The 24,577-nt window shown below is 49.4% G+C and carries 29 protein-coding genes; 2 read left to right on the top strand and 27 right to left on the bottom strand.

The window, feature by feature from the left end:
- Positions 1-70: 70 nt before the first annotated feature.
- The 13 genes from sigB to FGI41_RS19105 form a co-directional block, all read right to left on the bottom strand.
- Positions 71-859, bottom strand: a complete 789-nt coding sequence (gene sigB / locus FGI41_RS19045) for an RNA polymerase sigma factor SigB (RefSeq protein ID WP_139491917.1) — start codon at positions 857-859, stop codon at positions 71-73.
- Positions 828-1,307, bottom strand: coding sequence for an anti-sigma B factor RsbW (rsbW, locus tag FGI41_RS19050; protein WP_139492037.1), 480 nt, complete (start codon positions 1,305-1,307; stop codon positions 828-830). Before rsbW ends, sigB begins: the two co-directional genes overlap by 32 nt.
- A gap of 5 nt (positions 1,308-1,312) precedes the next feature.
- Complete coding sequence (locus tag FGI41_RS19055; RefSeq protein WP_139491918.1) at positions 1,313-1,645, bottom strand: anti-sigma factor antagonist; 333 nt, start codon at positions 1,643-1,645, stop codon at positions 1,313-1,315.
- Positions 1,646-1,687: 42 nt separating this feature from the next.
- Positions 1,688-2,686 (bottom strand): PP2C family protein-serine/threonine phosphatase, encoded by a 999-nt coding sequence (locus FGI41_RS19060; RefSeq protein ID WP_139491919.1) that lies wholly within the window; start codon positions 2,684-2,686, stop codon positions 1,688-1,690.
- A gap of 26 nt (positions 2,687-2,712) precedes the next feature.
- The gene (locus tag FGI41_RS19065) at positions 2,713-3,114 is read right to left on the bottom strand and encodes an anti-sigma regulatory factor (RefSeq protein ID WP_139491920.1); all 402 of its coding nucleotides are present in this window, start codon (positions 3,112-3,114) and stop codon (positions 2,713-2,715) included.
- Positions 3,115-3,354: 240 nt separating this feature from the next.
- Positions 3,355-3,705: a type II toxin-antitoxin system PemK/MazF family toxin gene (locus tag FGI41_RS19070; protein WP_139491921.1), complete on the bottom strand. Its 351-nt coding sequence runs from the start codon at positions 3,703-3,705 to the stop codon at positions 3,355-3,357.
- A 3-nt stretch (positions 3,706-3,708) separates the two neighbouring features.
- Positions 3,709-4,008, bottom strand: coding sequence for a CopG family ribbon-helix-helix protein (locus tag FGI41_RS19075; protein ID WP_139491922.1), 300 nt, complete (start codon positions 4,006-4,008; stop codon positions 3,709-3,711).
- Between the two features lie 173 nt (positions 4,009-4,181).
- Positions 4,182-5,369 carry an alanine racemase gene (alr, locus tag FGI41_RS19080; protein ID WP_139491923.1) on the bottom strand — a complete coding sequence of 396 codons (1,188 nt, stop codon included), beginning with the start codon at positions 5,367-5,369 and terminating at the stop codon, positions 4,182-4,184.
- A gap of 3 nt (positions 5,370-5,372) precedes the next feature.
- On the bottom strand, positions 5,373-5,813 hold the full coding sequence (locus FGI41_RS19085) for a hypothetical protein (RefSeq protein WP_139491924.1): 441 nt from the start codon (positions 5,811-5,813) through the stop codon (positions 5,373-5,375).
- Between the two features lie 662 nt (positions 5,814-6,475).
- The gene (locus FGI41_RS19090; RefSeq protein ID WP_139491925.1) at positions 6,476-7,507 is read right to left on the bottom strand and encodes a DUF4367 domain-containing protein; all 1,032 of its coding nucleotides are present in this window, start codon (positions 7,505-7,507) and stop codon (positions 6,476-6,478) included.
- A gap of 548 nt (positions 7,508-8,055) precedes the next feature.
- Positions 8,056-8,250, bottom strand: coding sequence for a hypothetical protein (locus FGI41_RS19095; RefSeq protein ID WP_139491926.1), 195 nt, complete (start codon positions 8,248-8,250; stop codon positions 8,056-8,058).
- A gap of 320 nt (positions 8,251-8,570) precedes the next feature.
- On the bottom strand, positions 8,571-8,765 hold the full coding sequence (locus tag FGI41_RS25550; protein ID WP_255298540.1) for a gamma-type small acid-soluble spore protein: 195 nt from the start codon (positions 8,763-8,765) through the stop codon (positions 8,571-8,573).
- 81 nt (positions 8,766-8,846) lie between these two features.
- A complete protein-coding gene (locus FGI41_RS19105) occupies positions 8,847-9,779 on the bottom strand; it encodes a DMT family transporter (RefSeq protein ID WP_139491927.1) in 933 nt (310 codons plus the stop codon).
- A gap of 149 nt (positions 9,780-9,928) precedes the next feature.
- Between FGI41_RS19105 and FGI41_RS19110 the strand changes: the two genes are divergently transcribed.
- Positions 9,929-10,180 (top strand): glutaredoxin family protein, encoded by a 252-nt coding sequence (locus FGI41_RS19110; RefSeq protein ID WP_139491928.1) that lies wholly within the window; start codon positions 9,929-9,931, stop codon positions 10,178-10,180.
- Between the two features lie 76 nt (positions 10,181-10,256).
- On the opposite strand, the gene FGI41_RS19115 is transcribed toward FGI41_RS19110, so the two are convergent.
- The 5 genes from FGI41_RS19115 to pstB form a co-directional block, all read right to left on the bottom strand.
- A complete protein-coding gene (locus FGI41_RS19115; RefSeq protein ID WP_139491929.1) occupies positions 10,257-10,592 on the bottom strand; it encodes an ArsR/SmtB family transcription factor in 336 nt (111 codons plus the stop codon).
- Between the two features lie 108 nt (positions 10,593-10,700).
- Positions 10,701-12,338 (bottom strand): GMC family oxidoreductase, encoded by a 1,638-nt coding sequence (locus FGI41_RS19120; protein ID WP_139491930.1) that lies wholly within the window; start codon positions 12,336-12,338, stop codon positions 10,701-10,703.
- Entirely contained in the window at positions 12,325-12,927 is a 603-nt protein-coding gene (locus tag FGI41_RS19125) for a gluconate 2-dehydrogenase subunit 3 family protein (protein ID WP_139491931.1), read from the bottom strand. The genes FGI41_RS19120 and FGI41_RS19125 overlap by 14 nt, the downstream gene beginning before the upstream one ends.
- A gap of 7 nt (positions 12,928-12,934) precedes the next feature.
- The gene (locus FGI41_RS19130) at positions 12,935-13,327 is read right to left on the bottom strand and encodes a hypothetical protein (RefSeq protein ID WP_139491932.1); all 393 of its coding nucleotides are present in this window, start codon (positions 13,325-13,327) and stop codon (positions 12,935-12,937) included.
- A 114-nt stretch (positions 13,328-13,441) separates the two neighbouring features.
- The gene (pstB, locus tag FGI41_RS19135) at positions 13,442-14,194 is read right to left on the bottom strand and encodes a phosphate ABC transporter ATP-binding protein PstB (RefSeq protein WP_139491933.1); all 753 of its coding nucleotides are present in this window, start codon (positions 14,192-14,194) and stop codon (positions 13,442-13,444) included.
- Between the two features lie 181 nt (positions 14,195-14,375).
- On the opposite strand from pstB, the gene FGI41_RS19140 reads away from it, so the two are divergent.
- Complete coding sequence (locus tag FGI41_RS19140) at positions 14,376-14,573, top strand: DUF378 domain-containing protein (RefSeq protein WP_139491934.1); 198 nt, start codon at positions 14,376-14,378, stop codon at positions 14,571-14,573.
- 75 nt (positions 14,574-14,648) lie between these two features.
- Here the strand turns inward: FGI41_RS19140 and FGI41_RS19145 are convergent, their stop codons facing one another.
- The 9 genes from FGI41_RS19145 to FGI41_RS19185 form a co-directional block, all read right to left on the bottom strand.
- The gene (locus FGI41_RS19145) at positions 14,649-15,191 is read right to left on the bottom strand and encodes a GerMN domain-containing protein (protein WP_139491935.1); all 543 of its coding nucleotides are present in this window, start codon (positions 15,189-15,191) and stop codon (positions 14,649-14,651) included.
- A gap of 28 nt (positions 15,192-15,219) precedes the next feature.
- Positions 15,220-16,947: an N-acetylmuramoyl-L-alanine amidase gene (locus tag FGI41_RS19150; protein WP_139491936.1), complete on the bottom strand. Its 1,728-nt coding sequence runs from the start codon at positions 16,945-16,947 to the stop codon at positions 15,220-15,222.
- 171 nt (positions 16,948-17,118) lie between these two features.
- Positions 17,119-17,589 (bottom strand): hypothetical protein, encoded by a 471-nt coding sequence (locus FGI41_RS19155; RefSeq protein WP_139491937.1) that lies wholly within the window; start codon positions 17,587-17,589, stop codon positions 17,119-17,121.
- Positions 17,590-17,602: 13 nt separating this feature from the next.
- The gene (locus FGI41_RS19160; RefSeq protein ID WP_139491938.1) at positions 17,603-17,863 is read right to left on the bottom strand and encodes a DUF1002 domain-containing protein; all 261 of its coding nucleotides are present in this window, start codon (positions 17,861-17,863) and stop codon (positions 17,603-17,605) included.
- Positions 17,864-18,283: 420 nt separating this feature from the next.
- The gene (locus FGI41_RS19165) at positions 18,284-19,906 is read right to left on the bottom strand and encodes a peptide ABC transporter substrate-binding protein (RefSeq protein ID WP_139491939.1); all 1,623 of its coding nucleotides are present in this window, start codon (positions 19,904-19,906) and stop codon (positions 18,284-18,286) included.
- Positions 19,907-20,086: 180 nt separating this feature from the next.
- Entirely contained in the window at positions 20,087-21,721 is a 1,635-nt protein-coding gene (locus tag FGI41_RS19170; protein ID WP_139491940.1) for a peptide ABC transporter substrate-binding protein, read from the bottom strand.
- A 195-nt stretch (positions 21,722-21,916) separates the two neighbouring features.
- Positions 21,917-22,783, bottom strand: a complete 867-nt coding sequence (locus FGI41_RS19175) for a MetQ/NlpA family ABC transporter substrate-binding protein (protein ID WP_139491941.1) — start codon at positions 22,781-22,783, stop codon at positions 21,917-21,919.
- A gap of 43 nt (positions 22,784-22,826) precedes the next feature.
- Positions 22,827-23,510: a methionine ABC transporter permease gene (locus tag FGI41_RS19180; RefSeq protein ID WP_139491942.1), complete on the bottom strand. Its 684-nt coding sequence runs from the start codon at positions 23,508-23,510 to the stop codon at positions 22,827-22,829.
- Complete coding sequence (locus FGI41_RS19185; RefSeq protein ID WP_139491943.1) at positions 23,507-24,541, bottom strand: methionine ABC transporter ATP-binding protein; 1,035 nt, start codon at positions 24,539-24,541, stop codon at positions 23,507-23,509. Before FGI41_RS19185 ends, FGI41_RS19180 begins: the two co-directional genes overlap by 4 nt.
- Positions 24,542-24,577: the final 36 nt, after the last annotated feature.

Raw genomic sequence — 24,577 nt, forward strand, 5'->3', positions numbered from 1 at the left:
AGTTTCCTTATTGTACCACAAAATAAAAAAAGTCGGCGGTTTGACCCGTCGACATTATCTTCCTATGTTATTATCCTTCTACCAATTCATTCACGTCCATACGCAACGCTTCACGTAACTTTCCAAGGGCGCGTCGTTGCAGGCGGGATACATGCATTTGTGAGATCCCGAGTACATCCCCAGCTTGTTTTTGGCTTAGATTATCGAAAAATGTAAGATGGATGATTTCCTTTTCACGATCATTCAAAACATGAAAAATCTTCGATAACATCATTTCCTGCTCGACACGTCCATAACCTTCGTCCACGTTGCCGATCAGATCAAGCAGGGTGACTGTGCTGCCGTCACTGTCTGCTTCGATTTCACTTTCGACGGAGAGGGTGTGATAGTTGCGCCCCATCTCCATGGTTTCCAATACTTCTTCTTCTGTAATGTTGAGAAACGCTGCGATATCAGAGATCTGCGGAGAACGCTGCAGCTGGATGGTCAACTCATCCACGGCTTTTTTGATCTTCGGGCCAAGCTCCTTGATGCGGCGCGGCACATGTACACTCCACGTCTTGTCCCGGATATAGCGTTTGATCTCTCCTACAATCGTCGGAATTGCAAAGCTCTCAAAATTCCGGCCAAACGAAACATCGTAACGGCGCAGGGCCGCCAAGAGTCCAATCATCCCTACCTGGGTCAAATCCTCCACAGGCTCTTGTCCACGCGCAAATTTGCCCGCCAAGGATTCGACCAAGTGCTTAAACTGCAAAACGAGGATACGCTGGATTTCCGGATCACCCCCGGCTTGATAGACGGCGATCAGTTCGTACACTTCTTCTCTACTTAGAGGGTTGTGAGCATGTCTCGACATGGTTGGTCACCTCATCCCGCCGTACATACTTGGTCATCGCCACAGTGATTCCTTGCTCTCCACTGATTTCTACCTCATCCATCAGCGTGTGGATGAGATACAGGCCCAGACCCCCTTCCGAAAGGTTCTCAATGTCGGTATCTTTGGTGATCGGACCGCGCTCTTGGCGAATCGCATCCAGATTGAAGTCTTCTCCGTTATCGGAGATGGTGATCTCCAGACGGTCCGCAAAAATACCGCACTGAATCCGTACTTTACCCTCTGCCCCCTGATAGGCATGCCGAACCGCATTGGTACATGCTTCTGCTACAGAGAGCTTGATATCTTCTATGTCATCATAAGGAAAACCCAGACGGTTCGCCACACCTGACACCATCAAACGGGCCACCCCGATGTATTCAACACGTGCAGGTAACGTCAATTCAATGAGATCCCCAGCCTGTGTCATATCCATTACGCCTCCTCCCCTTCCATCGGCTCCACCGGGATGATTTCGGAGAGTCCTGTAATGCGGAAAAGTCGTTCGATTCGCGGTGTCACATTGACGATGCGAAGGTCACAGTTGGATCTTTTGGCGGTCTTGAGAGCGCCTACAATCGTGCCGATACCAGTTGAATCCATGTAAGACACGTTGCTCATATCCACAATCACCTGGTTGATGGAAGGCTGTTGAACCAACGGAGTGAGTTGTTCACTCAGCTTAGGTGCGGTAAACGCATCCAGTTCACCCTGAAGATATAATACAGACTGTTCGGACTGGCTTTCCATTCTGATCGTCAAATTCATCCCCTTGCCTCCACTTTTCTCATGATGTCATTGCTTGTGCTATTACTTCGTCCGTCGAATCACAATCATCGTATGATCGTCCGGTAATTCATAATTGGTCATCAACAAAAGCCTGCGGTACAGATTCTCCGCAATCTCTTGGGCCGTATGAGCCAGCTCACCTTGAATCAGATTGGTCAGCTCCTGACGGTTCAAGTAGTGCATGCCTACCTTCCGCTCGCTGACTCCATCGGTCATCAGAACGATCATGTCCCCAACCTCTAGATTCAGCTCGTACTCCGGGTACTGCGCATCCCGCAGCACTCCCAGAACCAGCCCTCTTCCCTCCAGATCATAGAACCGTTGTTCACAGGCCCGATAGAAAAAGCCCGGCTCATGACCCGCTACCGCATACCGGAACGAATGCCGTGCCGTGTCATAATTCCCCAGCAGCATCGTCACAAACATGCTTGGGTCTATATTTTGTTCCACCACGATATTCAAGTGGTGCAGACGTGTTGCAGGTGTCAAACCATATTGGGCGTCCATGCCGTATTTGATCATCGACATACAAAGTGCGGCTGGAATCCCCTTACCTACTATATCGGCAATCGCTACGCTAAACGTAACATCGTTTTCTTGGAGGATGTTGTAATAATCGCCAGACATTTTTTTGGCCGGCACACTGATCAGCCCGAACTCCACTCCCTCGAACTCGGGAAGCACCTGGGGGAGCATCGTCTGCTGCATGACCACAGCCAAATCAATCTCTGACTCCAGCTGTTTCTGCTTGTCACGCAAAACATTGTGCTGACGGTACGTATTGCCGTACTCCATCATCATCTCAAGAAGCAGCTGGAATGACTCGCGGACAGGCTCAGGCATCTGTACAAGCTTCTCCAGCGCTTGGATATGAAAGTCTACGATATCTTCTGGCGCAATGTCTTGCGTCACAAGAGACTTGCTTAACTGCTGAGCCATATACAGCTGTGCTTCACGGTCTCCAGCCAAAAAATTGCTCAGCAGCTTCTCATACTGTTCCTGTAGTTCGCGCCGATGCATCAGACGGTTCTCCCCCCTCTCTTGATCTAGCTTCTCCACTTGGTGACGACGACTTCCGTGCCTTTGCCCGGCATGCTGTCGATGGCGAACTCATCCATCATCCGCTTGACTCCCGGCAATCCCGCACCCAGCCCGCCCGATGTAGAGTAACCATGCTCCATCGCTTTGCGCAGATCTGTGATTCCAGGGCCTTGGTCGTTGGCAGTGATTCTAAGTCCAACTCGCCCCTCTTTTTGAATATGCTCCAGAACGATACTTCCTTCCCCGGCATACAAAAAAATATTTCGGGCTAATTCAGAGATAGCGGTAGCCACACGCGATTGCTCGATGTTGCCATACCCCAGCTCCTTGGCCAGATTGCGTCCTACTTGTCTGGCCAGCACGATATCTTGTTCGTTCTTGATTGGTATGCTACATGGAACAGCCATCGCCTGTGACTCCCCTCCCCAGTATCGATTCTTTTCTCTATATGTCTACCGTGTCTTTTTTTGTCTATTTTTGATGATTAATATTTCGCTCCATCAGAGAATAAATCCTGCTGCTTGACTAAAAACAGCGTCATCCAAATTAAGGGCGTTAAGTGCCTGTAGATATTTTCATACAACAAAAAAACCACTCGAACTGACGTAAAGCTCGGATGGTTTCTGTCTGGTTTCTTTTCCTTCGTATTAAAAGTCAATCAGGCCTAAACTGATTTGTAACGATTCATTGACCCGCTCCATCATCTCATCGTCCAGATGAGTGATTTTATCGGTCAGACGCTGCTTATCAATGGTTCGGATCTGTTCTAATAAAATAACGGAGTCACGGTCAAATCCATATGTCTTTGCATCTATTTCTACATGTGTCGGTAATTTCGCCTTTTGAATCTGTGCCGTGATGGCTGCGACGATGACGGTCGGACTAAACCGGTTCCCAATATCATTTTGGATGACTAATACTGGTCTTACCCCGCCTTGTTCGGAGCCAACAACTGGGGAAAGGTCCGCGAAAAACACATCGCCACGTTTCACAATCACAGGCTACACCCCGCTTACTAAGCGGTCCAATGTATGGTCAGCTTCTTCTTCTGCTTCAAAGGCCTCCGATGCCATATTCAGGTTAATCTTCGCCATTTCCATATAACCCTTTTGCATGGTCTCGCGGATAAAGCGCTTCTTCCGTTCTTTCAAATACAAGCTCATTGCTTGACGAATCAATTCGCTACGGTTGGAATTCTCTTTCTCTACCACACCGTCTACTTCCTGCAACAGATGTTGCGGCAAACTGATCATGATACGCTTTGTATTGTTCTTCGACAAGACAAATACACCTCCAGCCATGACCGTAACGTATGATTGTTAACTCCGTTACTCCATCTCAACAATACCATTATGTCGAACCATATGCAAAAATATACCTGTTTTATACCTTAGTGGTGTAAATCTCCGATGCACGTATATTCCTCACGTATTATTCGATTTAATCTCTGAAATTCCTGCTTTTATTTACAAATTTATTCCCATGATTTGTTGGTGAGCAGGTGACATCCCTCGACACACTGCCCTTTTTTCAGGTAAACGTATGGCAAACGGGTCTTGAGCATACACGTGACCTCATAGTTGATGGTGCCCAGCAGATCGGCAACTTCATCGACGGAAATCTCTTGATCGCCCTGTTTTCCATAGAGAACGACCTCGTCACCTCTCTGCGGGTGCCCATCCTCGATTCGAACCATGATTTGATCCATACAGACTTTTCCGACGACAGGGACCCGCACTCCGTTATAAAGAGCGGCTCCACGGTTCGACAGCATACGGGAATAGCCGTCAGCGTAGCCGATCGGCAGCGTGGCAATCCACTCCCCCGGCTGAGCCGTATAGGTGGCTCCATAGCTGATCGTGGACGGTTGGTCGATCCTCTTCACATTGGCAATCGTGGTCTTGAGGCTGAGTGCAGGCGTCAGATTGATGAGACCCTGTGCTTGGATATAGGCAGATGGATACAGTCCGTATAAACCTATGCCGAAGCGGACCAAATCATAACTCCACTCCGGAAAAGCAATGGCGGCTGCCGTGTTGCAGGCATGTACCTGGGGCAAGGTAAAGCCGTTCTGTCTGAGGTGATCAAGCAATTGTTGAAACCGTTTGTGCTGTGCTTGGACATGCTCTGTATCCGGTTCGTCTGCACAGGCAAAATGGGTGAAAATGCCCGACCATCTGAGTACGGAAGAAGCATTCAGCTTCCCTGCGACCAAAAGCAGGTCATCTGCCTCACACACGCCAAGGCGTCCCATGCCCGTATCCACTTTCACATGGATGCCAAGAGGTTGGGATACGTCTTGCCCGGCCAACAGCTGTTCGGCTTCCTCCAGCCATGCAACATCCCACGCCGTGAGCTCGATATCCAGCTCCACAGCGACTCGGACCGCGCTCACAGGGGTAAAGCCCAAAATGAGAATCGCTGCTGTAATTCCCGCTTTTCGCAATACTTCCGCTTCCTCAAGCGTCGCCACTGCCAGACAATCAGCACCGCTCTCCAGCGCTTCCCGCGCCACCTGTACAGAGCCGTGTCCGTAGGCATTCGCTTTGACGACAGCCATCACGCGAGCCGTGTCAGGGATGTGCCGCTTGATCGCCTGCACATTGGCCGCGATGGCATCCAGATCAATTTCCACCCAGCTTTCCCGCACATATGGTTTCATCTTTTATCGCCTCTTCCCCAATTTTTTGAGTAAGAACAAACGCTCCTCCAGCTTGGCGATGAACTCACGCGAGACCATCAACGATTGGCGTTGGCCGCTGAGTCGGTAAATATGGCGTCCCTCAGAGATTTGTTCCACCTCATGCAACGGATAAGATGTTTCGTTATTTGACATTTTCACGATCAGGTGTGTTTTTGTCAATGTGTACGTCGGACGCAAAATGGCTCTATACAAAAAGGGTGACAATGCCACAACGGCAATCGCAATGGCAACAGCAAACACCTTAAAAACCGTGCTGCCTGTCGGAAAAAAGTTGGATGCAATCATCATCCCGAGTACAAATGTAACTGTCTCAAAAATGCGGAGACGGGTTGTTTTACGCAAAAGTAAATCTTTGTACTTGGATTCCTCTTGATAGAGGATGTCACTGTTCTCTTTTTTCATCTGCTTGTCACTCACCTCTCGACAGTACTATCAGTAAGGTATCTTACCGTTTTTTAACTAGGACTGTCAATCGGTGGGGGTGGGGTGATAGAGAGTAGGTTTCCTGCTTGCACCATCCTCTGTTGAATCCCCGCAAGGGGGTGGGGGAATGTCCGCTTCGGAAAAAACTCGGGTAAAAGTGCGGGGCAAAAGGGTTCGAAGAAGCCTATTCGTGCGAAGGGGTTGCCCCTGGGCGGATTCAGGGATGCTGGGATTACCCGAGCTTTTTCCTTCGCTAAGCAGGGATTCAAAGGAGGTCGGTGCAAGCAGGAAACCTACTCTCTACCGGGATGGGTGGGAATGTTTTTGAAAGCAGATTCAGAGAGGTATTAATAAGCAAAAGAATAAAAAAAATAATCGGGAATGACGATGAAGACTTGGACGTAATACGATTTTTACATCCCTGCACAAGCGTACTTTTATCGTTTATTAGAGAAAGCTTTCGCCCTCCACCAAGAGAGTGAGGATGATCTGTTTGTAAGGCGACCGGCCGAACGAAGTGAGGGAAAGGCAACTGAAAAACAGATCATCCTCACTCTCGCCGCTGGCGAGAAAGCATCCTCTAAAAAACGGAAAAAGCCGCCGACCCGATTGTCGACAGCTTCTCCATCATATCTTTCCTATTACTTACCACCAAGTCCATAAGTGGAGTTCGCAATTTTCACCATTTCCTCTTCTGGCAAGTCACCCGTGAGCGTGAATTCTACGCCATCCAATTCCCATGTGAGCATGCGTTTCATCTCATCAGTCTCTGTGATGACACCGATTGTGAAGCCGAGGTCGATCGGCATGCCTTGTTCATAGCTGACAGTGGTGGCAGTTGGGCGGGATTCGATCAGGTTGTAGTTGTAGGAGCCTTTGTACTCCAGCACCACCACTTTGTTGCCGTCACGGTTCACCGGTTCAATGTTGCCGAGCTGTACACCGTCTGGAACATAGGTAGGCTCGATTACACCGAATTGGCTGTTAGGCTGTTTCGCTGGTTGGCTGCCGCCTGCCATGGTTGGCACAACGAGCATCGCGCTGGTCATGTTGCGGTCTTTGTCAAAGGCATCCTTTTCAAAGTCTGGATTGAACACAAATTCATTAAATTTGATCTCTACCATGGTTTGCATATTGTTGTCCATGATCTCCGCTTGGGTCGGTTTGAAATCTTCCGTCATCCAGATCTTTTGTTTGGTCAGGGAACGGTTGCCACTGTAGTTGGCTTTTACTTCAAAAACATATTGCTTGTTTTCCATCTTCAGTTGACGCTCGGTGTCGTCGATAATGCTTCTGACCAATGTCTCATAAAGATAAAGCGGGCCATTGTTTTCCGGCCAGCCGCTTTGGAAGCGGAAGCTCTTGTTGAGGTGAGGAGTCAGGACGAATACCCCTTCATCATTGCGAAGAATGATTTGCGTGATGTTGCGTTGCTTGGATGTCAGTGCTACGCGGTAGCTGGTAGGCTTGGCATACCAGACTTGTACGTCATACTCTTGCGGGGTGGAACCCGTCTGCAGGGTCAGGACAGCGTTGGTCTTATACCCTGTAATTTTGTCGAGGTTGCTGCCCAATTCTCCTACCACGTCCTCAGGTGTTTTTGTTCCAAAACATCCTGTCATGAAAATAGAAAGAACCAGCATCAGTACTACTGCTAAAGCGCCCCGTTTCATTACCTTCAACTCCCCCTAGGTCTATTTTCGACAAAGAAAGGTTACCAAGTCCGTACCTCAGAAAAGCTGTCATACCTCCGTGCGTATTGGTGCGATGTCATGAGGATCAATGGTATGACAAGGTTTCCCGGCCCGTTTTTCGGGCGATAGACTTGGTCGTCCTCTCTTGAATCTACGCATTATATACCTATGTCCACTCTCGTCCAGATATGCAGACAAGTTAATGGGGTGGGGGGTGGGAGTAGGTTTCCTAGTTTCCTCTCCCTTTTTTTGAATCCCCGCGAGGGGGTGGTGACTGTCCGCTTCGGAAAAAGCCCGGGTAATGTGCGGGGCAAAAGGGTTCGAAGAAGCGTATTCGTACGAAGGGGTTGCCCCTGGGATGTTTCAGGAAGCAAGGCTTACCCAGCCTTTTTCCTACGCTGGGATGGGATTCAAGGAAGGTCGAAGAAACTAGGAAACCTACTCCCAACTGGGTATGGTGAAATCGGGAAAGCTATGTCGAAGAAGTCAAAAAGAAAAACGCCGATCATCATGATCGAGCGTTTTTCCTACCACCCAAAACTATCCAGCGAATAATAGACAAATCCAATCGAAATCACAGCAGACAAAATATTCAGCCCGCCCAGCCAACGGTTACGAAACCCGTGCTGATACATGTAGTGAACGGTAAAGCCCAACGCCAGAATCGTTGCGACGATCATCAGACGGCGCAGCCAAAGCATTCCCGCCATGGATGCCATCATGTCAGTCGAGCCTCCCATTAGAACAAGGATTCCCATATGCAGAATATGATGCGAGGAGGCCAGGAAGGATAGCAGTAACGATAAGACAGGAGCCCATACACGATTCTTTTTAACCATCAAAAATGTTCCCCTCTCCTAAATCTTTACGATTGGTAACAACACAGAATACGGTGGGTATGTATCGTATATTCAAAAAATTACCATTTATCTGATATACCTAATAAAATAACACATCATTCCAAATCTCTACAATGAGAAAGTCACCATAAGAAAAATAAAAACCCCCACAAAAATTTGCGGGGGTACTACCCAATAGAAAATTATTCAGTTGGGTTGTTTTGTTGTTGCGCGTTACGGTTAGCAGAAGTTTGTGTTTGACGACGAACTTCTGTAACGTTGGTTTCAGTAGCGAATTCAGTTGCAGTGTTTTGTTGACCTGCATTCGCGTTGTTCGCTGCGAAACCTTGTTGGTTACGTTGTTGTTGCTGTTGTTGTTGGTTGCGTTGGTTAGTCATTGTTTTTTTCACCTCCTCGACCTTACGAGATTAATTTGCTCCGTAAGCGGGAGGTCTATTCATTTTTTCTTTATGCAAAAATCAATTCGTTGTAGTCGCTGCTTTTTTGGCGGCAGGCGCTTTGAGACGCATCCGACTCTGCATGATGATACCCAGACAGACGATGAGAATACCGTTGAGCGCAAGAGCCGACGGCAGATGGCTATGTAGGATCAACAGCTCACCCAGCAAGGTAAAAATCACCTGTGCCGACTGTGTCGCTTCTACCAAGGCCAGCATGCTCTGATCGCCCGCTGCAAGCTCTGTCGCGTAGAAAAACAGCGTGGTCGCAATCAGACCGGAACAGAGCGCCACCAGCAGCGACTGACCTGTCTGGGACGCGGTAGGCAGCCCTTCCGTGATCGTACCGTATATGACCAAGAGCAGCCACCACGGCAGGCTCGCCAAGATCATTCCTAATATTCTGGCAAATGTATCGAGACTTCCTTGGATGTGAGTCATCATCTTCCGGTTGCCAAGCGGATATGCAATCGCCGCGATGATCAGCGGGCCTACGGTTAACACCACTTCTTTGACCGAAACGGCTTGGGCGTGATCGATCTGCATGATGACAACCCCGATTAGGATGAACAGTGACCAGCGCAGATTGGCCCACGGGATTTTCTCACCGAAGACAGGAGCAAGCAACGGCCCACAGATAATTGTCAGCTGCCAGGTCCCTGCGATCAGCCATCCCGGACCATAATCACCGGCAAAACAGGTCAGTGTATAGAATATTCCGAATCCGACGAATCCCCAGACGAACCAGGTCCGCATATGATGCTTCATATCCGTCAACAAGGCCCGCAGACTTCCCCTCAACCACACAATCAACAACAGTGGTGGAAGCATAAACAAGAATCGTAATGCAGCACTCCACATATACGATCCACCCTCAAGGCTCATCGATCGGTTCAGTAAGAACGTAGTAGAAAAAAAGACCGATGCAATGATGCCCAACAGTACAGCTCTCAACTCCATCTCCCCCTTTTTTTAACCAAGGTTTATGTCTAGTATCGCAAAATGAAAACGGGAAGTCTACAAAAGTGTCATGATAAGCAGGAGAGACTATCCTGTGTCACGAAATGTTACTCGTTCCCATTGTATGGAAAGGAGGCATCACCATGTCCAGGAAAGTGATTGTCTACACACAAGTGACCTGTGGCCCTTGCCAACAGGAAAAGAACTGGCTGAAGGAAAACGGCGTAGCCTTCGAAGAACGCGATGTCCGTGCCAATGATGCATTTTTTAATGAAGCAATCCAGCTTGGAGCAAGCTCCACTCCAGTCACCTTGATCGAAGAAGAGAACGGCGACCGCAGTGTGATTCATGGGTTTGATGTGGATTCGCTCAAGCAAGTGCTGGGATTGTCCTAACCCCATGAAAAAAAGAGGTGAATCCGCGTGTGACGGGGTTCACCTCTTTTTTGTTCTGCTCAGACCTGGCCGATGCTTACAATGCTGGACTCAGCCGTTGTTGTTGTTTCTCCACAATTGGTCGCATATCCGGAAGTTCACGAAGAATTACGTTCATCATTGGGTTGTTGTCTCCATTGATGGAGTAAAACACCCAAGCGCCTTTGCGATGTTCCTTGACTAAGCCGTGCATCTTCAACTTGGCAAGATGTTGTGACACAGATGGCTGCGACGCTTGTAAGATTTCTACGAGGTCACGAACACAGAGAGACTGTACATGCAACAAAGCCATAATGGTCAAACGTGTTTTGTCCCCGAGTAGCTTAAAGATATCTGCCAAATACATCATTTCCATCAACTCTGTGGGTCCCATGGCTCCTCTACCCCGCTTTTTGGTATAGTTCTAAATCACAGTATACTATACGAATGGTGGTCTCGGGAACTAGGTCGCGCACGAAAAATAGTTGTCAGCTTTGTGAAATTATAGGTTATTTTGTTTTAGGGAATCCACAATGTGATCAGCCGTTCGGGCAGCGAGTGCCATGACGGTATTGGTCGGGTTACTGCCGCTGGAGGTAACAAAGATACTCGCGCCTGTTATATAGAGGTTCGGGATATCATGGGTTCTTCCGTATCCATCCACGACAGATGTGGTCGGGTCGCTTCCCATCCGGCATCCACCCATCAGGTGGGCTGTATCCTGGATCACATGTTCGGGAGTCCCGCCCATCGCCGTGATGATGTCCTTCATGCTTTGGACGGCGTGGTCGATCAGCTTCAAGTCGTTCTCTCCATAGCTGAAGGACACCTTGGCCAGCGGGAGACCGTACTCGTCTTTTTCCTGAGCCAATGTCACATCGTTGTCAGGGTTGGGCAGTACTTCACCGACAAGGGTGATCCGCGCGTAGTTGTTGTAATCCAGCATGGTTTCCCTCAGCTGTCTACCCCACAGCATCGTACCGTCAGCACGCTGGGTGGCAAGAGCGGTCGCCATGTGCATCGGACGTGAACCGTGTGCATGCAGCGTGTAGCCTCGGGCAAACCCGCGTGATTGGTCCGATTGATAAAAATCCTGGGTCAGCGCCAGCACCGGCGTTCCTTTATACAGGCGGACCTCCTCCTGCAACAAACCGTACACGTCATGGCTGGAGTGTGGCATAATCGCTTTGCCGACCCAGCCACTGGAGTTGGCGAGGCCGTTGGGGAACTGGGGGGTGGCAGAGTTGAGCAGCAGGCGGGGGATCTCGACGACAAAACCAGCGAGGATAAACACACGTGCTTTTTGCTCGTAGTTCTGCCCGTCGTGGTTAAAGACCACACTGGTCACTTTGTTGCCATCGGTCAAAATCTGCGTCACCATGCAGTCAGAGAGGATTTCGGCGCCAGCTTGGATCGCTTTGGGGATATGGTGGATCAGCCCGCTGTATTTTGCATTGGGCAGGCAGCCTTCATTGCAAAAGCCGCGGTTGATGCACGGCGGTCGCCCGTCAAATGGGGCTGAGAGGATCGCCAGTGGTGCCACCTCGGTCTTGATCCCCAGCTTCTCGCAAGCTTCCCGGAACAACTGAGAATTGGCACTGATCGGCTCCCGCACTGGATAGGGATATGGCCCATTGAACGCTCCCCATGGATAATGCTTGGGGCCGGACACCGCGATATCCCGCTCGATTTTGTCATAGTAAGGAGCTAGATCTTCGTAACGGATCGGCCAGTCTTCACCGACGCCATCTACGGTCTTGATCATGAAATCATCCTCATGAAACCGCAGACAGACCCCTGTCCAGTGCACCGAGCCTCCGCCGACACCGCGTCCAGAGTTGTTATGACCCATCTTCAGCGGATTTTTGCCGTCAACCAGCCGGGTAGCCTGCCAAGCCAAGCTATGCATCGAGATCTCATCAGAAGCAAAATCAGTCTGCGGATTCCAGAACGGCCCCGCCTCGATCACGACGACATCTAGCCCCGCTTTGGCAAGCTCATAAGCAAGCACACCTCCCGCCGCACCCGCCCCGACGATACACACATCTGCGCCGTCCTTATATTTGCGCTGATCAAGCGCCCGGCTGCGGTAGCCTTCGTAATGGTCGCTGTTGTGCGTCACGAAATCATGATGTTCCATCCCGCTTCGCCTCCCACGGATCAACCAATCCTTTTTCCACCCGTACATAGCCGCGCGGGTAAGCAGGCCCGCCATAGCCAATCTCTGACCAGACAGCCGGATGTGAGTAGTACGCCGCGACCACATCATGCAGCAGCTTTTTGAAAAAATCCTTCTGCGGTACCTGCTGCCATGCGGGCGTCATCGGTGCTTGTCCCTGCTCGACGAGACGAAGCAGATCCTCCTGCTGTGGACGCTTAATCTCCACGAACCTCTGCTGATGCTTCTGCTGGGCCAGTTCATCCAGACCTTGCAGCCCCATTCGGTACAAGGTTTTCTTTTCAGGGACACCTACCTTGCGCTGGCTCTCCCCGATCGGACTATCCGTGGAGTTGTCGATGTGCTGGGTGATGTATGTCAGCACATGATCCCCGATCTCATTGGTCAGCACACCAGCCAGCGTATACAGCAGCCTGGCTTCTTCCTGTTGGAAAAAACGGTGCTCCACCTGCGCCATCCGCCGTTTGCCGACGATTTTGCGTGTATGCTCGTCCCACTCCTGATGCTGTTCCCATACATCATAAGCGGGATAATGACTTGATTTATACATCCTTTCCTCACCCCCAGAACAGCGCCAGCAGCCCCAAGGCACTGATCGCAGTAATCAACAGCGGCAGAATCACAGGCGGTCCAACGAGGAAGTTCTGGGTCTGCGAATACCCGCCGACCCGCTGCCCGACCCCGACGGTATGCAGATAGGCCCCGTACAGACCTGCCGCCGCTCCGGCTATCATCAGCACAACGAGCACATAAAATAACCACGTGGCAGCGTAAAAGGCATAGGTAATCGTCGCTACGGTAAACACAGGCGTCGCAATCACTGGAATCCACATGGCCCAATGGCGAAAATTTTGCCTGGAATGAAACATGTATACCTGAACAAAAATCAAAAGAAATGCAAGACCTGCAAAAATCAAAAGTACCCGTTCAAGCGGCCATCCATCCCACATGAGGGACTCCTCCTTTCTTCCCTCCTATATTTTCCAAGCGTTGTGTGTGGTATACAAAAAGAAGAGGCAGGGAATCTCCATGGATTCCCTGCCTCTTCTCTCATCGCGGACATATCAGCCGAAACGGCCTGTGATATAGTCCTCGGTGCGTTTATCAGTTGGGTTTTGAAAAATATTCGGTGTGGCATCGTATTCCACCAGCTCTCCGTTGAGGAAGAACGCGGTTTTATCCGAAATACGGGCCGCCTGCTGCATGTTGTGGGTGACGATGACGATGGAGTACGTGGTCTTCAGCTCATCAAGCAGCTCCTCGATCTTCGCGGTAGAGATCGGGTCGAGCGCAGAGGTAGGTTCGTCCATCAGCAATACCTCTGGATTGACTGCCAGTGCACGAGCGATGCACAGACGCTGTTGCTGACCGCCGGAGAGACCGAATGCCGGCTTTTTCAGTACATCCTTGACCTCTTCCCAGAGTGCCGCTTGCTTCAGGCTGGTCTCAACGATCTCATCCAGCTTGCTGCGTTCCGTGACACCGTGAAGCCTTGGGCCGTAGGTGATGTTATCGTAGATGCTTTTTGGGAATGGATTCGGCTTTTGGAAGACCATCCCAACGTTTTTACGCAAAAATTCGACGTCCATATTCGATTTATAGATATCCTGACCGGAGACCTTGATACTGCCTGTGATGCGGACGTTGGGAATCACATCATTCATACGGTTCAAGGTGCGCAGGAAGGTCGATTTCCCACAACCGGATGGGCCGATCAGAGCGGTAATGGTTTTTTCTTGCATCTCTATTTGAATGTTATGGAGTGCGTGGTGCTGACCATAATATAGGTTCAGATCTTGTACGTCAATGATACTCACAGGTTATCGCTCCCTCGTGGTTAAGCTAAACACTCCTCCTATCTTATCACGGTTTGTCGATTGCTGTAGGTGGGCGAATGTAAACAGAATGTAAAGGTTTCTTAAAGATTCCTACCTGCATAAAAGCAACTTGCGCAGGAGATTCTATGCCTAACCTGATTGAACAAGGAGGAAACATCTCATGGATAAACTGGCATTAATCCTCGTCATCATCGGAGCACTCAACTGGGGTCTGATCGGCCTGTTCAACTTTGACTTGGTCGCAACCCTTTTTGGCGATATGTCTTTGGTCAGCCGCATTGTTTACGCATTGGTCGGTCTTGCCGGTATCTACTCCCTCAAATTCCTGGTAACCGGTGATCGGGAACGAAGCTCCTAGCCTCCATCTTGCTTCACATAAAAAAGTGGCATGTCAAAGGAACAAGATGCTCCTGATGACATGCCACTTTTGGTATTAACGGGTAAATGGTTTGCTGGTATCGACGTGACCCATCAGGGAGTCTACCGGTTTGCCATCCACTTGAATCACGATTTGTTGGACTTCAGAGAATTGGAACAAAGTCTTTTTCAGAGCCTCGATCGCCATCTCTTCACCTGATGCACCGAGGTTGAAGGTTTGGCCACTCTTGGCATCAATGGTCAAGGTGCCATTGTCAAAGGTGACTTGATTGTATTGGAAATCTTTCCAGAGCGGCTCATTGCCGGACTGGCTTGGTTTGCCCAAGAGTTCGATTGCCTTTTCATAGGTTTTGATGTCACCTGGTTTGTCGCTCTCAAGCTCAACCGTCTGTTCTTCTTCTTTGATCTCCATCAGGTTGGCATCGGTGTAGTAGAGTTTTACGTTTTTGCTTACCTTGGCTTCTGCTGGTGCCGGAGTCTGGGTTGGTTCTTGGTAGCCGGTTTTGGCTTCACCGCCAGTGGTTTGATCAGCCGGAGCCGTGCCGCAGGCTGTCAAAAATGCAAGAGATAACACAACAGGGATCGCAAAACGTTTCATAAATAAACCCTCCAATTTTTCAAGTGTATTAGTGATTCGCTTGGTAATACTCGACAATCGCCGCTGCCAGCGCTTGCGCTACCTTTTCCTGAAAAGCGGGGGACATTAGTTGTTGATTCTCAGTTGGATTGGACAGGAAGCCCGCCTCAATCAGTACCGCAGGCATCGTCGTGTTACGCAATACATACAGATTGCCGACTTTGGTCTTGCGGTCAGGGAAGCTTGTGGCCGAAAGCAGATGACGGTGAACCACCTGTGCCAGTGATTTGCTGTTGGCATGGTAGTAGAACGTCTCCGTACCTCTGGTTGACGCTTGGAATGAGTTGGCGTGAATCGAGAGGAACAGGTCAGCTTCCATCTTGTTAGCCAGGTCAGCACGCTCCTGCAGAGTCGGGAAAACATCCGTTGTGCGGGTAGCTGCTACCTGAAACTCTGGATGCTGCTTCAGCAGCTCGATCAGACGGTTACCGACAGCAAGATTAAATGCTTTTTCCTGATTGCCCGCTGTTCCGATGGCGCCAGAGTCCTTGCCACCGTGACCAGGGTCGATCACGATCAGATAGCCTGTTTTCTGTGTGCCGGGGATCAGCTTGAGTCCGAAGCCGTCAGTCAGATTCTCCATCTGATAGGTGGCTTTGCGGTTCAATTCAAGCACGATCCGGACGGTGTATGGGTCCGTGCTGTATTGGCTAAAACGAATCGCTCTGACAAGCGGCTCTTGCTCAGGCTCGCCGTTACTGATATCAGCCGGTCTGTCACCTGCTTGATCACCGTTCATACTATCAGACGGTGGAAATGTTGAATTTGTTTCTAATTGGTTGTTATTTTTATTCTCTGGGTTTTCTGCAATATCCTGCTTGTTCCTATCCGTTGATTCTTCAACCGATTCAGATGCTTCCGAAGATGGGATACGAATCTCTTTGTCCCCATGTGCCAGCTCATCTGATAAGACGGTGTGCTTCAGGTCGATAACGATCCGCTCTGGGGATTGCATCGTGGTGATCTCCGGTGTGATGGGCTTGTCCGTATCAATGAGGAGACGCTCCCCCTCTAACTGGATCGAGTCCAGCTCATAATAACGCTCGACGGTGATCTGTCCCCGCTCACTGTTCCACTCAATCTTTCCATCTAACACTTCCTCCACGTCAGCGAGGGGTGCGACGAGGGTGGAATCGATGATTTTGGTGGACGACAGCTTTTTGCCAAGACCTGCCGGCAATCCAAGCGATTGACCGATGCTGTCAACAGGGACGAGCAGCTTCTCTTCCCACTTATATGCTTTGTACGAGCCACCAAAATCTTTACCGTTCAACTTCAGCGAGATAGGCTTATTTGCCACTACCGTATGCGCTTGACTGTCCCAGCCAATCGTCATGCCCAGGGCCTCCCCGACAAAACGAAGCGGGAGCAGCATCCGGCCATCCTGCAAGAGCGGGTTGCTGTCGAGCTTGACAGCTTGTCCATTCACCCATGCCTGCTTTTTGCCAAGTGTAAGTACGACCTCCTGCTTCTCGCGGACGATCTTGGCGGTCTGGGTCTCTGGCTCCCATCCCACTTCAGCTCCCAGTCCCTCTGCAATCACCCGAACCGGTACGAGCGTGCGGCCATTCTGGATGAGCGGTGGCACATCTGACTCCACCCGTTTTCCTTCAATCATCATATGTACGGTTTCCGTGTTGGTTTCAGCATGGCTCATCTGCGGGTAGAACCAAGTGGCCCAGACCAAGACTGCCATCAGCATGAAAAAACGTTTCACTTCTTCTCCTCCTCCGAATCAATTTTCTACAATATTCTCCATTCTATTAGACTATCCCTGTCGATAAAAGTTTCCTAGTAGTTTGGGACCAAAATCCAACAAACCGCCCGGATCTCCCAAGCGGTCTGCTGAAAATTTTTTTCTCACCAGTCAAGGCTTTTGATGCATCTTTTACCTTCTGACGTTCCCTTTGACCGGTAAAAGATTGGCTCCCTTCAGCCCACCTTTGTTGATAAACTGCTGGATCATCCCGATTACTGCCGGATTGGATAAGATCTTCACTGTATCCTGCATTTTGGGTGTATTTAGTTGCGGGATAAAGCTTCCCAGCTGTGGTAATAACGGCAGCAGCTCCTCGAGAGGAATGCTGTTCTTCCCTTTTGGCCCGCTGGTTTCGACCTCAATCGGAACTGGCATAGGACGGCGTCCAAACAGCCCCCGGCGCCTTGGTGGGCGTTTCGGGGAAGGAGGCTTCAAGCGGCTGAGCATGGATTTAATCTCATTCATTTCACCCTGCAGGGATGCGATGTTTCTGCTGAGTTGATCGCTCATGCTGATGTTGCTGTCTGTTAGCTGGGCTAATAGCTCCAACATCTTTTTATTGTCAACGGAGCGTTTGCCGGCCGTGACCTTCTTGCCCATTTCCGCTCCCTCCTTATTTTTTAAACCGTTTTTTGAGATTGTTGAGATCACTTTGGCTGACACCCTTTTTCGTTAGTTGTTCCATCAAGCTTCCGGCGTTTTCGGTTTTGGCCAGCTTTTTAAACTGGGAAACGTAGTTGTTAAGCTCAGCGTCACTTAGATTTTTGCCGCCTTTTTTACTTAGCTCGCGAATGACCTCCTTGAGTCCTTCATCTGTTTTGAGTTTGTCCAAAGGGATTCCTTTCGCGATGTTGAGCAGCTTGCTGATATCCACGTTGACTCCTCCTTTTGTCTAGTCGTCTCTATCTACTGTATGTGTGTATGGAGGGGATTGATTGGTCAAGTGTCATGGGGGTGGGGTGCCCAAATTGGGTGCGGGGGTGAGCGGCGGTGTCCGGGGGCCTTCCTTTTTGACACCCTGCATGGGGGGATTGAACTGTCCGCTACGGAACAAGAACGGGTTAAGAGCGGGGCAAAAGGTTCGGAGAAGCGGAATCAAGCGAAGGGGTTGCCCCTGGTTGATTCGAAGAAGCCGGACACCCGTTCTTGTTCCGTAGCTGGATCGGGGAGTCAAAGAGGTCGGCCCCCGGACACCGCCGCTCACCCCAAGCCAGCTTTGGGCCATGGAAAAAAGAAAAAAACGACCCGCTCTGCCGGAGCAGGTCGAGTCGTTTATCGTCAAACGAATTGCTTATTATTGAATGGAAGCCCATTTGAAGTCGATGAAGCCGAGGCTGTCTACTTGCACGCCTTTTACTTTTTCGTTGGATGCCCATACGTCTGCGGAGTAGAAGATTGGAGCGACTGGCATTTCATCCATGAAGACCGCTTCTGCTTCAGCCAGATACTTTTTGCGCTCATCTGGATTTTTCTCTGTCATGGATTTTTCCAGAGCTTCTTTGAACTTCGGATTTTCCCAACGGGTGTCGTTGTTACCGCCGTTTTTATCCTTGAATGCTTCGAGGAAGTTGATTGGATCGTTGAAGTCAGCGTTCCAACCCATGCGGCCCAATTGATAGTTACCAGTGTGAAGATCTTCGAGGTATACTTTCCACTCTTTGTTATCGAGCTTCACGTCGATATTGAATGCTTTTTTCCATTGGTCTTGGATCGCTTCGGCAATCTTTTTGTGACGCTCAGATGTGTTGTAAGAGATGGTGATTGGCGGGAGCGTGGTGTAGCCTGCTTCCTTCATACCTTCTTCCAGCAGCTTTTTCGCGGAATCGATGTCATTATCCTTGAAGTAGCCGTCTGGTTTGAATGCCATGGTTGGCGGCAGGGCGCCCATCGCCGGCAGTTCGCCCGCTTGCGTGATGTTGTCTACGATCGCTTGGCGGTTGATTGCATATGTGAAAGCTTTACGAATTTTTGCGTTGTTGAACGGTGGTTGCTCGGTGTTGAATTTGTACCAGTAAACAGCCGCTTTCGGGTGAACGGTGAGTTTGCCAGCATCCTTGAGCGGTGGGATCGCGTCAGTCGGGATTACACCGAGTGGATGACCCGCCCAATCCAGATCGCCTGCTTCAAACATAGAAAGCTCGGTATTCTCGTCCTCGATCATGGAGAACTCGATACGCTCCAGCTTCACTACGTCTTTTTCCCAATAGTTATCGTTTTTCACGAGAACCATTTTGGATTTATGTTCCCAAGAATCCATTTTGAATGGACCGTTACCTACGTGGGTTGCCGCTTCTGCCGCCCATTGTGCGTTGCCTTCCACCACTTTTTGGTTCACTGGGTAGTAGGTGTAGAATGCGGTCAGCTCCAGGAAAAATGGAGTTGGGTTCTCAAGAGTAACCTGAAGTGTCTTGTCGTCAAGCGCTTTAACACCAACCTCATCGGCTTTCGCTTTGTTTTCGTTGTAGGCGCGGCCGTTTTTGAGGTAGAACATTTGATATGCATAGTTAGAAGCGAATTTTGGATCAAGTACACGCTTCCAAGCGAATTCAAAATCTTTTGCTGTTACTGGATCACCATTTGCCCATTTGGATTCACGAAGGGTAAAGGTGTATTGTTTGCCATCCTCAGAAATTTTTACATCGGTAGCAACGGAGTTAAGTGGCTTGCCGTCTTTATCGAGACGGGTCAAACCATCAAAGGTAGCGCGAACCACTGCGCCAGAGGAAGAATCTTCGGCGAGGCCTGGATCTGCTGTCGGTGGTTCAGAGTGCAGGTTCATACGAAGTACTTGCGGTTGTCCGCTGTTCTCAGACGCTTGGGAACCTTCCGTAGAAGCGTTGTCAGCGCCGCCGCAGCCTGCAAGAGCTGCACCAAGTACGAGCACAGAACTCATCAATACAAAAATATTCTTTTTCATTTTATATGCCCCCCTTTTTCCAACTCCCCCAATGATAGCGCTTTTCAAAATTGCGTGAAATATATTTTGTGAACATTTAATTATATTTTATATGCTGGTTAAACATAATATAAAATAATAAAAAAGGAAATAAAAAAAAGAGACGCCCGAGAGCGTCTCTTTTCGTTATGCGAATGTTGACTATTCGATGGTTGCCCATTTGAAGTCGATGAAGCCAAGTGCGTCGATGAGTACGCCTTTAACTTTATCGGATTTGGTGTAAACGTCAGTGGAGTAGTAGATTGGAGCAACTGGCATTTCATCCATGAAGATTGCTTCTGCTTCAGCAAAGAGTGCTTTACGCTTCTCTTGATCTTGCTCTTGAGTAGACTTGATGAGCAACTCTTTGTATTTCGCATTTTCCCAGTTGGTATCGTTGTTGCCGCCTTTTTTGTCGCGGAACATTTCAAGGAAGTTGATTGGATCGTTGAAGTCAGCGGACCAACCCATACGACCGATTTGGTAGTTACCTTCATGCAGCTTGTCGAGGTAAACTTTCCACTCAGTGTTTTCGAGTTTCACGTCAATGTTGAACGCTTTTTTCCATTGGTCTTGGATGGATTCAGCAATTTTCTTGTGGTTCTCGGAAGTGTTGTAAGAAATAGTGATTGGAGGCAGGGAAGTGATGCCTGCTTCTTTCATACCTTCTTCGAGAAGTTTCTTAGCACCTTCAATATCGTTGTCTTTGAAGTAGCCGTCTGGTTTAACAGCCATGGTTGGAGGCAGCATGGAGAATGCTGGTTGTTGGCCACCTTGGGTTACGTTGTCAACGATCGCTTGACGGTTGATCGCGTATGCAAACGCTTTACGGATTTTCGCGTTGTTGAATGGAGCTTTTTCGGTGTTAAATTTGTACCAGTAGATGGAAGCTGTTGGGTGGATTGTCAGCTTGCCAGCATCTTTGAGCGCTGGGATTGCGTCGGAAGGAAGTACCCCGAGTGGATGACCCGCCCAGTCAAGATCGCCTGCTTCATACATGGAAAGCTCAGTGTTCTCGTCTTCGATCATGGAGAACTCGATCTTGTCAAGTTTTACAGTGTCTTTATCCCAGTAGTTGTCGTTTTTCACGAGGTTCAGCTTGGATTTGTGCTCCCAAGTGTCCATTTTGAAAGGACCGTTACCAACGTGGGTTGCTGCTTCTTTCGCCCAATCTTTGTTGGATTCATCAACTTTTTTGTTGATTGGGTAGTATGTGTAGAACGCAGTCAGTTCGAGGAAGAACGGAGTTGGGTTCTCAAGAGTTACTTTCAGAGTTTTATCGTCAACAGCTTTTACGCCGACGTCTTCAACTTTACCTTTGCCTTCGTTAAACGCTTGACCGCCCTTGATGTAGTAGAGCTGGTATGCGTAGTTGGAAGCAGTTTTTGGATCGAGAGCGCGCTTCCAAGCATATTCAAAGTCGTGAGCAGTTACAGCGTCGCCATTGGACCATTTTGCTTCACGGATTGTGAACGTATATTCTTTACCGTCAGGAGAAACTTCGATTTTTTCTGCAGCGGATTCTTTTGGTACGCCATCTTCGCCAAGACGAGTCAGACCGTCAAAAGTTGCGCGAACGACTGCACCAGAAGTGGAGTCCTCAGCGATACTTGGGTCTGCTGTAGGTGGCTCAGAGTGAAGGTTCATACGAAGTACTTTAGGACCAGTGCTTGCAGGTGCTTCTGTAGTAGCGCCGTCTTTGTTTTCACCGGTAGTTGCAGTGTTACCGCCGCAACCAGCAAGTGCTGCACCGAGAACGAGTACGGAGCTCATAAGAACGAAAATATTCTTTTTCATGACGTTACCCCCTATTTTTCATCTACAGATATATTATACTACTTTTCTGAATTTGATGAAATAATTTTCTTTCACCATTCATTATTTTTTATCACTTCTCTATCGTATCTTAAGTTTAATAAAAACACAATATAAAAACATAAAAACCCGCCTAGCAAATGCTGGCGGGTTTTTTGATGAATCAAGTATTTTGTTTTACTTCACTTCGCCTACGAAGAGTACGGAACCTTTGTAGTTCTTGTCGATGAAGTCTTTTACTTCTGGGGAAGTGATTGCTTTTGCAAGCTTTTTGATTGCGTCATTATCTTTGTTGTCTGGACGAACTGCAAGTACGTTCACGTATGGGTTGCCTTCACCGGATTCGAGGTAGATAGAATCTTGTGCTGGGTTGAGACCTGCTTCCATCGCGAAGTTGGAGTTGATTACAGCAGCATCTACAGAAGCATCATCAAGGGAACGTGGCAGCATAGCTGGTTCGAGTTCAACGAGTTCTACTTTCTTTTCAACGATGTCGGCTACAGAACCGTTCACACCTACGCCGTCTTTCAATTTGATCAGACCAGCAGATTGGAGCAGAGCGAGTACGCGGCCATGTTCGTTTTGACCGTTGGTGATTGCTACTTTTGCACCAGCTGGAAGAGATGCGAGGTCTTTGAATGCTTTTGCTTTGTTGGAGTATACGCCGAGTGGCTCGATGTGTACGCCTGCGATGTAGGTCAGATCAAGACCTTTTTCTTTATTGGTGTTCTCCAGCCAAGGAATGTGCTGGAAGTAGTTTGCGTCGAGTTCTTTTTCAGCAAGTTGGGTGTTAGGGAGTACGTAGTCTTGGAAGAGAACAACGTCGAGCGTGATGTTTTCTTTTTCAAGCAATGGTTTTACTACTTGGTTGAGGATTTCAGCGTGTGGAACAGCGGTTGCACCTACTTTGAGCGTAACGGCTTCGCCGGATGCTGCTGGTTGGTTGGCAGCGCCTGCGTTGTCAGCTGGTGCTTCGCCTTGACCGCATGCAGCCAGGCTGATTGCGAGAAGACCTGTAAGGATAGCAGAAACAAACTTTTTCATGAATGAATTCCCTCCTGTAATCTGATTTTTTATTTTTTATAAATTAACGATGATCGAGCTTGCGGGCAATTGCATCGCCAATCATCTGTACGACCTGAACGAGAACGATCAAAAGCACGGTGGTGAAGAACATAATGTCAGGTTTAAAACCATTGAAACCGTAGTTGTACGCCATCGCACCAAGACCGCCTGCACCGACGACACCCGCCATCGCGGAGAAACCGATGAGCGCCACGGCATTCACCGTTACAGCAGAGATGATCGCTGGCAGTGCCTCAGGAATGAGGATTTTGAAGATGATCTGAGAGTTGCTCGCTCCCATCGACTGTGCTGCTTCGATTACCCCGCGGTTGACTTCACGGATCGCGGTCTCTACCAGACGGGCGACGAACGGTGCGGAGCCGACAACAAGCGAGATGATCGCAGCGTCAGGTCCAATCGCGGTGCCGATCAACTGCCGGGAGAATGGAATCAAGATGATGATCAGTACGATATATGGGATCGAACGGAATATATTAATGAAGAAACTCAGGATTTGATTAAAGGCAGGCATCGGTAACAGATGGTTGCGCCCGGTGATGACCAGCAGGATGCCAAGCGGAATGCCGAGCACTGCTGACAGGACGAGTGAGACGGATACCATGTAGCTGGTCTCACCGATTGCTTTGACGATGTAATCCCAGAACTTCACCACGTTAGGCAAGTAGGTCAAAATGAATTCGTTCATGCTTGTCCCCCTCCTTCAGCCCCGCGCAGGATATCTACTTTGACGCCATTCTTTTTGAGATAGGCGATCGCTTGCGCTTCGATGTCGACGTTGCCTGGAATGTGAACGTAGAGTGTACCGAAGGCGATATCCTTGAGACGCTTAATCTGACCTTGCAGGATATTAACCTCCACTCCCACTTCACGGACAAGGCTGGTAACCATCGTCTGGCTGGCAGAGCCACCGACGAAGGTACAACGCAGGATTGCCCCTTGGCCTAGGTTTTGCAGGAATTCGGCATCGATATGCTCATCGCCGGCTACCTGACTGATGAACTCGCGGGTCGTGGTTGTCTTCGGATTGGAGAAGATATCGACGACACTGCCCATCTCGATGACGCGGCCGCTCTCCATGACAGCGACACGGTCACAGATTTTTTCGATGACGTGCATCTCGTGGGTGATCAGGATGACCGTCAGGCTGAGCTTGCGGTTGATCTCCTTGAGCAGTTCAAGGATGGAATCCGTGGTCTTCGGGTCAAGCGCTGATGTCGCCTCGTCACACAGGAGCACGTCTGGGTCGTTGGCCAGCGCACGGGCAATCCCGACACGCTGCTTTTGTCCGCCGGAGAGCTGTGCTGGATACAGGTCTGCCTTGTCGGAGAGACCGACGAGTGAGAGCAGCTCGTTGACTTTGGCAGCATGCTCAGATTTCGGTACACCTGCGATCTCCAATGGGAGTGCTACGTTATCATAGACGGTTCGTGACCAGAGCAGGTTAAAGTGCTGGAAAACCATCCCAATCTTACGTCGCGCACGGCGCAGGTCTTTGGAAGAAAGTGAGTTGAGGTTGGTGTCCCCTACGGTCACATCGCCGGATGTCGGGGTCTCCAGCAGGTTCATCATGCGGACGAGCGTGGATTTACCAGCACCGCTATAACCGATGATGCCGAAGATTTCACCTTTTTGGATGGACAGATCAATGCCATCGAGTGCGGTAAATGAACCGAAACGGTTTTTAAATACCTTAACCACATTGGATAGTGTGATCATTAGGCTGGATTCCCCCCTTAAATTCGTCTGTTATTA

Origin of the sequence: Brevibacillus dissolubilis (genome assembly GCF_006170445.1) — a bacterium.
Classification (GTDB): Bacteria; Bacillota; Bacilli; order Brevibacillales; family Brevibacillaceae; genus Brevibacillus_B; species Brevibacillus_B dissolubilis.